General features: G+C 33.5%; 9 protein-coding genes and 2 CRISPR repeat arrays (1 of these 11 cut by a window edge). Of the genes, 8 read left to right on the top strand and 1 reads right to left on the bottom strand.

The genetic code is table 11. From position 1 onward, the window contains the following. Window positions 1-3,051: a CRISPR direct-repeat array (repeat unit 25 nt; unit sequence GATTAATCCTGTAGGGAATTGAAAG); it reaches 1,382 nt to the left of the window's first position. Between the two features lie 101 nt (window positions 3,052-3,152). Continuing rightward, a CRISPR array of direct repeats spans window positions 3,153-3,767; the repeat unit is 25 nt; unit sequence GATTAATCCTGTAGGGAATTGAAAG. 760 nt (window positions 3,768-4,527) lie between these two features. The 8 genes from B6F84_RS14015 (at window position 4,528) to B6F84_RS00010 (ending at window position 11,883) form a co-directional block, all read left to right on the top strand. Beyond that, window positions 4,528-4,740: a hypothetical protein gene (locus tag B6F84_RS14015; RefSeq protein ID WP_236748985.1), complete on the top strand. Its 213-nt coding sequence runs from the start codon at window positions 4,528-4,530 to the stop codon at window positions 4,738-4,740. Between the two features lie 4 nt (window positions 4,741-4,744). Then, window positions 4,745-5,500, top strand: coding sequence for a type III CRISPR-associated RAMP protein Csx7 (gene csx7, locus B6F84_RS00040; protein ID WP_148690320.1), 756 nt, complete (start codon window positions 4,745-4,747; stop codon window positions 5,498-5,500). Then, window positions 5,494-6,330 carry a type III CRISPR-associated RAMP protein Csx7 gene (csx7, locus tag B6F84_RS00035; RefSeq protein WP_148690319.1) on the top strand — a complete coding sequence of 279 codons (837 nt, stop codon included), beginning with the start codon at window positions 5,494-5,496 and terminating at the stop codon, window positions 6,328-6,330. Before csx7 (B6F84_RS00040) ends, csx7 (B6F84_RS00035) begins: the two co-directional genes overlap by 7 nt. Beyond that, window positions 6,302-7,126, top strand: a complete 825-nt coding sequence (locus B6F84_RS00030; protein WP_236748984.1) for an RAMP superfamily CRISPR-associated protein — start codon at window positions 6,302-6,304, stop codon at window positions 7,124-7,126. The genes csx7 (B6F84_RS00035) and B6F84_RS00030 overlap by 29 nt, the downstream gene beginning before the upstream one ends. Window positions 7,127-7,285: 159 nt before the next feature. After that, window positions 7,286-9,787 carry an HD domain-containing protein gene (locus B6F84_RS00025; RefSeq protein WP_148690318.1) on the top strand — a complete coding sequence of 834 codons (2,502 nt, stop codon included), beginning with the start codon at window positions 7,286-7,288 and terminating at the stop codon, window positions 9,785-9,787. After that, window positions 9,784-10,392 (top strand): RAMP superfamily CRISPR-associated protein, encoded by a 609-nt coding sequence (locus B6F84_RS00020; RefSeq protein ID WP_148690317.1) that lies wholly within the window; start codon window positions 9,784-9,786, stop codon window positions 10,390-10,392. Before B6F84_RS00025 ends, B6F84_RS00020 begins: the two co-directional genes overlap by 4 nt. Window positions 10,393-10,396: 4 nt before the next feature. After that, window positions 10,397-11,314 (top strand): hypothetical protein, encoded by a 918-nt coding sequence (locus tag B6F84_RS00015; RefSeq protein ID WP_236748983.1) that lies wholly within the window; start codon window positions 10,397-10,399, stop codon window positions 11,312-11,314. Beyond that, entirely contained in the window at window positions 11,311-11,883 is a 573-nt protein-coding gene (locus B6F84_RS00010; protein WP_148690316.1) for an RAMP superfamily CRISPR-associated protein, read from the top strand. The genes B6F84_RS00015 and B6F84_RS00010 overlap by 4 nt, the downstream gene beginning before the upstream one ends. A gap of 732 nt (window positions 11,884-12,615) precedes the next feature. Here B6F84_RS00010 and B6F84_RS00005 read toward each other — a convergent pair. Then, complete coding sequence (locus B6F84_RS00005; RefSeq protein WP_148690315.1) at window positions 12,616-13,578, bottom strand: hypothetical protein; 963 nt, start codon at window positions 13,576-13,578, stop codon at window positions 12,616-12,618. Window positions 13,579-13,747 lie beyond the last annotated feature (169 nt).

The following is a 13,747-nucleotide window of genomic DNA, read 5'->3' as shown; positions in this document are numbered from 1 at the left end:
GGTTTACAGGTTGTCCTTCTACTGCAGGCTGACCAGTGCCTGATTAATCCACTATGGAATTGAAAGGAATTTCATCCTGAGTGAATTTTATTGACGGATTTGGAATGATTAATCCACTATGGAATTGAAAGTTATTCTAAGAAAGCGATAATAATCTCTACAAGAAGGTTCAAGATTAATCCACTATGGAATTGAAAGCCGCTTGAACATAGTGTTTATACTTTCTCTATCGAAGGAATGATTAATCCACTATGGAATTGAAAGTATGTTGGAATTATGTACAAAGGTATGAAGGGCTTGTTAAAGGATTAATCCACTATGGAATTGAAAGGTTAGGTATAAATAACTCCCGCTAGGAAACATTCCTGGCGGATTAATCCACTATGGAATTGAAAGCGTATGCCTTCGTTCCTCCTACTACGAGACCCTGAAATGCGATTAATCCACTATGGAATTGAAAGATTTTTAATAGGTTTCTATATATTTCGACAATTATTGTTGGATTAATCCACTATGGAATTGAAAGTCATTTTCTTTTTCTAGTTGATTTAATAATGATCTTATTTGATTAATCCACTATGGAATTGAAAGAAATATAACAATCTTGCAATCTTTATATGGTTTTAGATTTTGATTAATCCACTATGGAATTGAAAGTAGTATGAATGAAATCCTTAAATTCTTACAAGAAGGGATTAATCCACTATGGAATTGAAAGTCTATGGTCTAGTCCACTATATCCCCATGTTGTGTACTTTGATTAATCCACTATGGAATTGAAAGAGCTACACCACCTATACCATTCTTCTTTGCATGACTTCTAGATTAATCCACTATGGAATTGAAAGTAATACCAAATTCCCACAAATATAACTATTAAAAAAATGATGATTAATCCACTATGGAATTGAAAGACTAATAGTCATATTGCCGACACTAACTGTTTTGAACTCGATTAATCCACTATGGAATTGAAAGTAATGCCTACTGGCTCCGTTTCATCGAGCCCAAGTATGGCGGATTAATCCACTATGGAATTGAAAGTAGTTATTGGTTTGAAGGTAATCCTGAAGTCTTCAAGGATTAATCCACTATGGAATTGAAAGAATCGAAAACAAAGCGGGGCACAGAAAAAAACACAAAGCGATTAATCCACTATGGAATTGAAAGTAATACCAAATTCCCACAAATATAACTATTAAAAAAATGATGATTAATCCACTATGGAATTGAAAGACTAATAGTCATATTGCCGACACTAACTGTTTTGAACTCGATTAATCCACTATGGAATTGAAAGTAATGCCTACTGGCTCCGTTTCATCGAGCCCAAGTATGGCGGATTAATCCACTATGGAATTGAAAGTAGTTATTGGTTTGAAGGTAATCCTGAAGTCTTCAAGGATTAATCCACTATGGAATTGAAAGAATCGAAAACAAAGCGGGGCACAGAAAAAAACACAAAGCGATTAATCCACTATGGAATTGAAAGTTTGAAATAAATAAAATGAAAATTACAAAAACAAGAAAAGATTAATCCACTATGGAATTGAAAGACTATCAATCCAACAACTGGTAGTTCAACTAGTCAGGGATCGATTAATCCACTATGGAATTGAAAGAACTTTATATTCTAAGGAAGCTACTTGGATCATGGTTACGATTAATCCACTATGGAATTGAAAGGTATATAGAATATGAATTCTATGTTCTATTGTTTGTTTTGGATTAATCCACTATGGAATTGAAAGAGAACAGCTTAAATCCTTATCCTTAGATTTACAAGTTTATGATTAATCCACTATGGAATTGAAAGAGATTTTCTACAGTTAATTGAATTTCTGAATATGTTCTTGATTAATCCACTATGGAATTGAAAGTTTTCTATAGAATTCTCAGACATCTATATCCCTTCCATGTGATTAATCCACTATGGAATTGAAAGTGGTGAAGGTATAGTATATAAGGAAGAGTTAAAAGAAGGATTAATCCACTATGGAATTGAAAGAATGGCAGAAATTATTGTTTTTTTCTTAGTTGTCTCTTATGGTGATTAATCCACTATGGAATTGAAAGACATATCATAGTATGGAAGGATAGAAATCATAAAGTGAGATTAATCCACTATGGAATTGAAAGGACTATATTTTCAAAGACTATATTGAAAAATTGTACCCAGATTAATCCACTATGGAATTGAAAGATTCTAAAGGCAATTGCTCTTTTTTTCGGGGATAATGATTAATCCACTATAGAATTGAAAGTGATACAAATTTACTGGTAACGATGCGATGATAGCGTCGTACTGAGATTAATCCACTATGGAATTGAAAGTTTATATATCTTATGGAGATTGCTATTCTCTTTCTTCTATTGATTAATCCACTATGGAATTGAAAGGAGCATTAATTACTGCGATGACATAGTCTGGCAGATTAAGGATTAATCCATTATGGAATTGAAAGTCAAATGCGCTTATTGTGTGTAGCCATCCAAAATTTGATTAATCCACTATGGAATTGAAAGTATTTAGCATTATGAATCAAAACAACAACTTGATATTTTGATTAATCCACTATGGAATTGAAAGAAAGCTATTATCTCGTCATTAATCTTATTAAATTTGTCAAAGGATTAATCCTGTAGGGAATTGAAAGTAACATTATCATTACTTATCATTTGCTTTTTCATGAAAAAGGATTAATCCTGTAGGGAATTGAAAGTATTTTAGGTAGTCTGATGGTAATTTCTTAGTTATTAGTATTGATTAATCCTGTAGGGAATTGAAAGAAAGATAGATAATCAGAGTCGGAAAACAGAGTCAAATCCAGATTAATCCTGTAGGGAATTGAAAGGTCTTTTCTATTGATTCTTCACCATTTAGAACTTGTGATGATTAATCCTGTAGGGAATTGAAAGAGATAATCGATAAGCTTCCACACAAACGGTTGATTCACTCTGATTAATCCTGTAGGGAATTGAAAGTTTACTGAATTAACGAGATCATCTAGATCTTGATCCGACATGATTAATCCTTTAGGGAATTGAAAGCTTCATCAAATGCTACGATGCTAAAAAGCGTACGCTAAAGGATTAATCCTTTGGGAATTGAAAGAATTGTTGACTCCCAGAAAATTGAATTTGTGTATCCCAGATTAATCCTTTAGGGAATTGAAAGCTGTAGTAGATATCATTCAACGGACTGCAGTACGCTATAAGATTAATCCTTTAGGGAATTGAAAGATATACATCTTAAACTTAGGAATGTAAAAATCATATTTCTTGATTAATCCTGTAGGGAATTGAAAGAATGTTCTAACATAGACTTTTTAATGCAAATACAAAATGATGATTAATCCTGTAGGGAATTGAAAGCAATTATTTACTGGATCATTCTGCCACCTTAGTTCTTCTTGATTAATCCTGTAGGGAATTGAAAGAAGTAGTATAAGATAGCACATTAATTTGATATTTTCCCGGATTAATCCTGTAGGGAATTGAAAGCTAACCCAATATGATTTACCTTCTAAAATTTCATAATAAGATTAATCCTTTAGGGAATTGAAAGTGCGTGGACATACGGGCTAGAGGCAATTAGCCCTAACTCCCATTGATTAATCCTTTAGGGAATTGAAAGCTTGGGTGTCCTCGGGTTGGTTTTATCAACGGGCTAAGTGATTAATCCTTTAGGGAATTGAAAGCTATACATCTTATACGCGATGACTGCAGGGACTATGATGAGGATTAATCCTTTAGGGAATTGAAAACAATATATCTTGTATGCTATTACGGCTGGGACAATAATTAGGATCAATCAAGTATAGAATTAAAAGTATACTTCCGAAATTCATTCATCTAGTGATTCTGTTCTTTGAATAATCCTGTAAAAATTGAAAGACATAACGATTCAAATCTTGAAGATCGTAATAAAAAAGAATAATTCAGTAGGGGATTGTAAGTTCAATAGCTCGTTTATTCACTTATGTCTGGAGCAAATTGATTTCCAGATTGTAGTTTGTGGAATATCTGGAAATTGAGGCTATTCTCTCTATTAGGATCATTCATAGAATTATCGTCTAGTTTTCAAATGAGACATACTACTAGTATCTCCTCAATTTTCATGTGATCCACAAACTAGCGTGATTCTTACTTTTATAATGTGGATTTAATAATACGGGCTTATCCCTTCCTTTTAATTAAGTATTAAATTGAAAGGCTATATAAAGAAATCTTAAAAACATGAGGGGATTGGCTCAAGTTGTAATGAACGGATTTAAATTTCATGGATCATGTTTTCTTTAAAGTTAAGTTAGTTTTTATGTTTGTTTCAAACATGTAAATGGATAATCTTTATAAAAATGTTCTTTACTAATAATATTGTGTCTCAGAATAAATCTTTATTGGACGAAGCAACAGAAATTGGTATTTCTGCTACTACGTTCGGAAAAGTGAGCAGTAGTACTGTAAATAATTTGTTAAATTTTTTTACAATCTAGAAAGAATGTAAATGAGCTTTTGTTGTACATTATGAGGCAAATGCGTAGGGGTGAAATAGATCAAAACACTGGTAAACTTCTTTTATCTAAGTTGAAAGGGAAGAAGCTAGAGGAGGCGTTGGAGCTGTTAGGTTATTTTAAGTGGTTGTACGAGGCTTTAGATACTGAGGAGGCAAGAAATAAGAAGGCTGAGATTTCTAAGGTAAAGGATTTTAAAGGAGTGGTTGAAGTTCTATCCAGGTGAGTTAATGTCAGATTGTTATGATTTGGATAGGATAGTTTCGACTACGAGGATTGAAGGTATTCTTAGGAATGAGACTCCGCTGAGGATTGGTTCAGGGAGGGCTCAAGTGTTTACTTCGCTGACTGATAACCCTGTATTAACTCTGGGAGATAAGCCTGTTATTCCTGGGTCAACTCTGAAGGGAGTTTTGCGTAGTTTGGCTGAGGCTTATATGAGGAGTCAGGAAACGAATAAGGGAGAAAATAATGAGGGAGAAAATAATGTAATTTACAAGGTTTATGATCTTAAAGAAAGGGAGGAGCCAAGTTGTAAGGAAGTTAATAATAAGAGGATTTACTGTATTCCTTGTATTCTTTTTGGTTTTCACGATATTTCGTCTAGGGTTTTCTTATTTGACGCTGTGATTGAGGGTAATTATTCAATTTCTATGCGTACTATGGTTACAATAAATAGGGTTTTTGGAGGTCAACACGCTGGTCATTTATATACTTTGGATTTTGTAGATCCTGGAGCTTCTTTTAAATTTAACATGATAATAAATAATTTAGATATAATAAATGGAGAAAAAGAAGAATGGAAGAATAAGGCTGTGGAGGTTATGCGTTATCTTTTGAAGACTTTAGTTAACGATGGCGTATTCGTGGGAGGAAGGAAAAGTGTGGGTTATGGTTTGGTTAAATTGGTGGAAGGTAGGGTTTCTTTTCGTACTCTTTCGTCAAGTTCTGAAAAGGATTTGAAGGAGTTGATTTCGTCATGGTAGATTATACTTTTGCTAGAAAGGATGTTTTAAAAAGGACTGTAATAATTGAGGGTAATGTGATAAATACGGCTCCTTTAAGGATTGGTGGTGGGAAGGCTAATTTTTCTCCTTCTAGCTTGGCTAGGGATGAGGTTTTAAAGGACGTTCTGGGTAATCCTGTCATTCCAGGTTCTTCTTGGAAGGGAGTTTTTAGGTCTACTGGAGAAAGGATATTGAGGTCAAGGAATGTCAAAGTTTGTTCTGGAGTAGGTAGGGATTACTGTTTAAATAATAAAAGAAAGGCGGATTATTTTCAGAGATTGATAAAGGAGGAGAAAGTTGAAGAGGCTTTAAAGACGTTTTGGGATTACACTTGCTTGAACTGTAAATTGTTTGGGACTATGAGTGTTATTGGTTCTGTTAGGTTTTTGGATTCAGTGTCTTCTTCTTACACTCTAGGGGTAAGGACTATGGTAGCTATTAGTAGGGAGGATGGGGCAGCTGCTCGTAGGGCTTTGCTCACTGTTGAATTTGTAGAGCCTGGTTCGGTTTTTCCTTTTAAATTAATAGGATATAATTTGCCTAATTATGCTATTGGATATTTAATTAAAATTATGAAGAATATTAATGATGAGTATGTTCAGTTAGGTGGACTTAAGACTAGGGGTTTTGGTTTCGTTAGATTTGAGAATTTGTCTTTCACTTCTCAGGGAGATAATAAGATTGGGGATGAGGATAAACCGGTTGAAATTACCCACGTCAAGGAGAAAGATTTTAACAATTTTTTTGAACAAATGAAAAAATTTGTAGAGGCGTTTGAAAGTGTCTCAATCCCATATCCAAAGGAGTGAGTATACTCCTAGAAATAGAGTGAGCGGATTTAGTGGAATTATTAATGTTGAAATGACTGTGGTTTCTGATTATCTTCACGTTGGAAGTGGTGAGTATAGTGTTGAAGTTTTAAAGCCGATTTCTGATGTGGATAAGTTGGTTGATCAGGCATTAAAAGGTGATATACCTAATGAGGTTAATAATTTCTTTTCTCAGGAAATGTATTTGATGAATCATTATGAGGGAAAGACTGTAATTCCCGGTTCTACTATTAAGGGGATGGTTAGGACTAGGTTGGAGTTAGCTATACCTGGTAGCTGTTATATTGTGGATAGCAGGGGAAGTAATTATTCTCCAAGGTATAAGAGTATATTTAAACCTGAGCATAAGAAGAGTGATAGGTTTGATCCAGAGGATTATCCTAATGTTTGCCCGGTGTGTAATCTTTTGGGTAATTCTGGTTTGGCTAGTAGGGTGAATTTTTCTGATTTTGTATCCAGTGATAAGACTGACGTAATTAAGATAAGTAATGTTGGATATGAGGTTGCTAAAAAGGGTGCTAGGTTTTCTGGAAAGGTTGTCTATAATTCTTTAAGTAAGGAGGAGTTAGGAATGTTGTTTTATGGTTTTGGGATTAGGGTTCAGAATGGGAGAGTCTTAAGTAAGGTTCAGCTTTTGGGAAGATTTAAGTATGAGGATAAGAGGTTTGGTAGGGTTACTTTTTCTATTGGTGCTGTCAATTCTTCTGATGTTATCTCTTCTATTCAAGCTTTTCAAACTAAATATAGGCCAAGAGATTTTAAGGAGGATTGGTAGGAATGGTGGAAAGGAAGATCTGTGTTAAGAGGGATTTGTCTCTTTCTTTTAATGGGGAGGAGTGTTTGTTTTTGGCTGATGCTGTGATAAACGATGAAAAAAAGATTTCTGTTAAGGTAAATGGAAAGGAATTGGAATATTTGTATATGGTGGTGAATTATGAGGGGAAAGCTTCTAGTTCCTGAATTAAAAGTTAGGTTTGTTGATGAAAGTAAGAATCAAGAATTGAAGGAGAAGGTAGTTCAAGTGTTGACTGTGTTTGCTGATATTTCTTCTAATGTTTGTCCTGATCATGCTATCGATGTTTACGCTGATTTGCTTTCGTTTATATTTAAGGCTCCGATGTTGTTGTCTTATGCTCCGTCGAGTGGTAATTATTTGTCTACTGCTTATGAATATTTCTTTACTTATGTTATTGCTAGGCATTGTAATGTGATTAATTACACGAATGTTGAGGATTTGATGAAGAAATTAGAGGATTTAAGGAAGAAATTGAATCTTACTCAGATTTCTGGTTATATTAATTCTATAAAGGAAATTTATGAGGCTTTGCTTTATACTCCTGCTGATACTAGGCCTGGGTACAATGTTTCTTCTTTGGCTTCTCATCTTCAGTTGACTTCTATTTTGGTTTGGCTTCTTCAAGCGTCTTCTCTGGATTTGAATTATTTGAGGATTGCTGCTTTGCTTCACGATTTGGGGAAATTGTTTGAACCTGAGCATCACGTTAAGGCTGGAGTGGAGATTTTGGATAAAGTTTTGGCTAATATAGGTAAAGATAATAAGATTTATGATCCTTTGACCAGGGTTAGGGATATAGTTTTACAGCATCATTCTGATTACGATTCTATTCTGAGTAAGGCTGACGAACTGGCTTCTTCCGCTGATAGGTTAAGTAAGATTATTGGTAAGGCTTTGGAGGGTTCTGAAGATGAGAAGTGTTATAAACTGAGGAGGGAGGAGTCTTTTGAATGTTTTAATCAGTTAGGTAAGGAAAAGTACGAGGAGCTTAGCGTTACTTTGTTTAAGTATTTGCTTGGTACTTTGATTGACAAAAAGTCTGAATTGAAGGTTTTCCAGAGCGATAAAAAGGTTAATGTCGCGAAGGTTGTACCTAATGATCTTATAGGTTATTTGGTTTACATAGATTTTCCAAGTATTCAGAAGTTTATTTCTAGTTTTCCGAATTTGAGGGATATGTCTTTTGCCAGTATGTTGGTTGATTTCATGACTACAGTTTCTTCCTTTGTTTACATTGATAATTTATTTTACAATATTACTAATGGAAAGTCCAGGATTCCTGCCGAGGCTTTACTGAGTGGTTATGGAGGACATTCTTACATCGTGGTGAGGAAGGATATTGGGTCTGATTTAGAGAATAAGTTGGCTAGTTTAAGGGATTTGGGAAAGGACGAATTTGGAGTTAAGCTTTCTGTTAGGATTGCTGAGTTTGCTTATAGGAATTACGTTAGGAATTTTGCTGAGGTTACTCCTTATCTTTATTCTTCTACTGAAAGGTATGTTGTAAACTCTGAGGAGGAGGAAGTTTACTCTCTAGGGTTTCACGTGGTTTGCGATAACTGTGGAATAAGACCAGCTGTAGAAATAGTGTCGATCAATAACGAGAATATGAAGTTATGTTCTCTGTGTTATAAGGTTAACTCTCTTTCGATTAACAGGGGATTTTCTGCTAAGGTTAATTCTACTTATATTGTTGGAAATTATACTATAAATCCTGAAAGTTTTAGGAAGGATATAGATCCTATGGAGTTCATAGCTGGATATAGGGATCCGAATGATAGTACTTACTTATCCTTGATAAAGGCTGATGGAAATTACGGTGGGGAAATTTTTAGAAATAGTATTACTTTCTCTGATTATATTGATAGGAGTTTTAGGTTAGACTATGGAATAAAGACTTCGTTTTATGAAACGTTGAAGGAGTTGTTAGACTTAGGCAGTTTGTCAGAACAGGATAAGGAGAATATTGCTTCAAGGATTTTATCTGGAGTTCTCTATTTGGGCGGAGACGATGTTTTGATTTTTTCTCCTGCAATAATTTCTTTGCCTTTTGCTGTGAAGATGTTTCAGAGGGCTGAAGAGTATACTGGTTTTACTTTTAAGGTTGGTGTACTTACGATAAAGCCTGATCATCCAATACAGTTTGCTATAAGGGCTGTAGATCAATTGATGGAGGATGCTAAAATAGAAGGAAGTCCTAAAACTTCTATTTCTTGTTTGACTTTTGAATCATCTTTAGCGACGGACGGAGTAGTTAGGAGAATAGAAGATGGGAATTCATATTTATTGCTTAAGAATGAATTGAAGGATGTTGAAGGAGTTTTGAATATGTTAGGTTATATGGACTTTAAGAATGTGTTATCTTATTATTACGATAAGAAACAAGGTAAGAAGAAGACTAGGGAGAAATTGGGTTACATAAATTACATTGTAGAATATTCTTTTGAGAATGATTTTCTTTCGACTTTAGCTTATATGCTTAGGTATAAGTTTAGGGCTGAATCTAAGGAGGAAAAGGATTTGATCAGTTTTATTCTGAGGAAGTACGTTGAAATAAAGGAGAAAGAAGGTAAGGAAATACTTCCAATTCAAGATTATTTTTACATGTTAAAGACTTTTAGGTTAGGTGTTGGTTTATGAGGTTCAAAGTTTTTATTAAAAATTACACTGCGTTAACGATAGGCGGTGGAGCTGAAGGAAGGACAGATATTTCATTAAATGATCTAATTATTCCGCCGTCATCCATAAAGGGAAGTATGAGGACTGCAATAAATAAATTTTTACCGCAAAATTATACTAGCTGTGGGAAGATTAGACCAGAAGAAATAACTGAAAAACATAAAGAACTTGGAAAACCTTGCGATGTCTGCTTACTATTTGGTTATCCAAAATCTAGGGATATAGGATGTTTTACCATAAATATTGTGACAGATTTGGAAAAATTGGATAAAGTTTCATTTACTAGAGTAGCCATTGATGATAAAACTCAGAAGGCAGTGGAAGGGGGATTATTTTCGCAAGAAGCAATATCTCCGGAAAGTGAAGTGGTAATAGAAGTGAATTTCAGAGATTCGTGTCGTGAAAGGATGCTTAAATTGCTTCTTTACTCTTTGTCCGCTTTAAGGCTATGGAGGTTAGGAAGGAATGCTATGATTGATCTTAAAATTGAAAACATATGCGAAAAATATAAATGTGATGAAGAAATGAAAAAAATTGTAACTAATTTAGAAAACTATTTATGGTGATTCTATGTCGAAGTACGTTTTGTTGAAATTGAAAATAGACGGATATACTACTACTTATATGAGAAAAATAAAGAATTATTATTTTTCCGTAACTGATTACATTCCGTCTACCACGTTACGTGGAGCAATATTAGCTGAATATTATTATCAAAAGGGAAAAATTGATCAGAACTATTACGTATCTCCAGCGTATCCTAAAAGCTCAGCTCCAGCCCATTACTTCTCACCAGCAGTATCTAGAAAATCTAAACTTTTTGAAGAAGAGAAAGAAATATTGCAGAAAAAGAGTGCAGAAATGAAAGAAGGAAAGAGTTTAGAAGAGATCATGAAATTTAAGAGTGAAGAAACGCCAAAACCAAAAATAGGGACATTGATCACTTTAAATAAGGAAGAGAACGAAAAATACTTATACTCTCAGTATTCTTCAGAGTCAACGATAGAAATGCACGTAGCGATTGACAAAGATAAGGCTACCTCAGTTACGAATATGCTGTACGCTTACGAGTACAAAAAACTGGGAGAAATGTGGGCTCTTTCTCAACCGAGCGAAATAATAGACGTAGTAGAAACGATAAGAGTAGGTAGGGGAAAGAATAGAGGTAACAAAGAAATACAGATTCAAAAAGTAAAGGAAGTAGAATTCCCAGAATCAGAAGGGGGTTTATCCTATTGCCTTTCCCAATGCGTAACAAAATTATTTGGAAATCAAATACTTTCAGCTAAGTCAATAATAGGAGACACTAGCATATACTCAGGCTGGTTTACTACAGATGAATACTCAGGTCAAAAGCCTGTGTTCAATTCAATTAAAGAAGGAAGTTTAATTTACCTTGACAGAATAAATGTGGACTTAAGGCCAGCTGGGTTGAACTTCTTATTGTCAATAAAAGATCTTCATGAACTATTAAAGGTGGTAGAATGAAAGCTTGTTTATTTAACCTAAAATTCTTAACTCCGAACGGGATAAGAATAGGAACTAAAATTGAAGGAGAAAATACAATTTATGCGTTAAAATTCAGGGATAAATATGTTATACCTTCAACTAGTTGGAAAGGGATGTTTAGGAGGATAACGGAGTCAGTGAGTCAGTCAGCTAAATACATTTACGGATATCATGATGAAAAGGAGAGCTTAGCGGGAGCAATAACAATATCTGATAGTTTAATAGACGCTAAATCCGTGGTAAGGCCTCATGTTACTATAGATAGAAAATCAAAGACTAACTTAGAGAAATCATTATTTTCAGAAGAAATAGTGCTAACTCCAGTAGTGAATGTAAAGGTAATACTAAGGGGTGACGATGAAATATTTAATGGATGGAAAGAGACGTTAAGATACTTAAGAGATTTAGGATATTTTATAGGTCAAGGAAAAAGCAGAGGAATAGGATACATAAGGCTTGATGATAAGGAAAGTGAATACGCTTACGTATCGGTTGAAGAGAAGCCTAAATTTAGATCGCTGGCAGAATTCCTGGGTACCAATGAATAATGGGTACCCATGAAATGCTAGTTGTTCTAGGTATATCTTATAAATTTTTTCTTAGATTTAGTTTGTGGAGAGAATATCTGAAATAAGCTTTTCTCTTGATTAACTCATAGCAAAAAAGTAAAGTGTTCAAATATACACTAACTTAGATTTAGTGTGCGTGTATATCATTTTAAAACTATACGATAATTCTATGAATAGTCCTAATAGAGAGAATATCAATTTTCAGAAAATCCACAAACTATCTTAGATATTAAAATTGAATTGCTTGAGTTATTCCTTTAAGGATTCACAGTATAATAAGAAGATGTCAGAAAAAAGAAGTTTATAAAAGGACATTTTCATAATACTGTGAAAATATGCACGAGAAGTTGCATTACGTTTTTAAAATTATAGCTTCTATATATTTATATTTTATTAAGAAGTTCTGACTGATCAACTCTGGTAAAAAACTTGAACATAAACGTGAAAAATGATGAATTTTCATAGTATTAATTATAATAATAAGAAAAAAGGATAAGAGAGCACACTAAAAGTACTAGTAGTTTGTAGTGTCTACTATCTGAATACTTTACGTTAATTTTATGAAATGTTCTGATTAAGAGAAAGAACTTCAATTTTGAAATACTTCACAGACTAAGTTTGTGGATTATCTGAAAATTAATGCTCTTTTCTCAACTAGGAATGCCAGCTGAATCAGTGTTAAGTAATCACAAATTCTGCACAAATTACTATCTATTTATATAAAAATCTTATTAAGTCAGAGGCAATGTAAGATGGCATGTGAGATAGGCAGAGTTCAGCAGAAGTGTAAACGTAAACGCAGGGAGAAAACAAATAAGTTATTTCATCTACTTTGTCTGTCTGTATTCCATTTCTTATTAAAATTTGTTTGCATATTGTAGATATAGGATCATTTAAGATGCATTGAATGTAATCATATCCATCTTTTGAGTACTGCGTTACTTCATCTTTTGAATGCTTCTTCTGATTAATGGATTTCTTCTCTTTTCTCTCTCCTTCCCCTTCTTTTTCTATTTTATTTGCAATAGTCAGCACGCTTTCTTTTCTATATGATGAAACTCCTCTTATATTTGCTCTAACGCAAGGTGCAGTATACTTACCTGTTCCGTAATTAATGAATTGCGTACTGGATAAAAGTATGATTTTCATATTTTTTGCATCATAACATAAGGAGATAGACTCAGGTAATTGTTTTTCGTCTATAACTGCAATTGCCAATGTATGATCTATCATTATCCCGTTCTTCGCTTTGTATATATCCTTTCCTTTTTCTTCACTAGCTAAGAGTAATGTATCGTAAGCTTGGTCAGTAAAGTATATGCGTATGCCTTTAACTTCTTTATCCATCTTTCCTTTAGTTTCACTGGGTAGTTTATCTTTTGTTTCTATTTTTATTTTCAATCCTAATTTTGTTAGTTCATCATGATACTTTAGGAGTTGTTTCAATTTTTTAGTTAAATAAATTTGTTTCCTTATTGGATCATATTCAGATATTAATCTTTTAATCAAGGTTGAAGGTAATTTAGTTTCTAATGCTTCTTTAAGGGATGGGTATTCTATCTCTATATATCTGTTTATGAAAGAAGATATTTGTTTTTCGTCTATTTTGATTTGATAAGCTTTCGTGTCTGATATAGAGTACATATCGTCGTTATGAATGTTAAATAGATACATGGGATTAATTAAACTTTTAGATTTAAAATTTTTAGCTATTCTTAGTTTTGAAGCAAGCCTTTCCCTTAATCTTATTATAAGATTTAAAATTTTTAGCCTCTTTGAGCATCAACTTTTCGTAAAACAAAAGATTGATTGAGAGAACAGCAAGATAGAATGACGAAAATTT

Origin of the sequence: Acidianus manzaensis, assembly GCF_002116695.1 — an archaeon.
GTDB lineage: Archaea > Thermoproteota > Thermoprotei_A > Sulfolobales > Sulfolobaceae > Acidianus > Acidianus manzaensis.
Note: the sequence above shows the minus strand (reverse complement) of the source record. Positions and strands in the feature narration are given on the sequence as shown.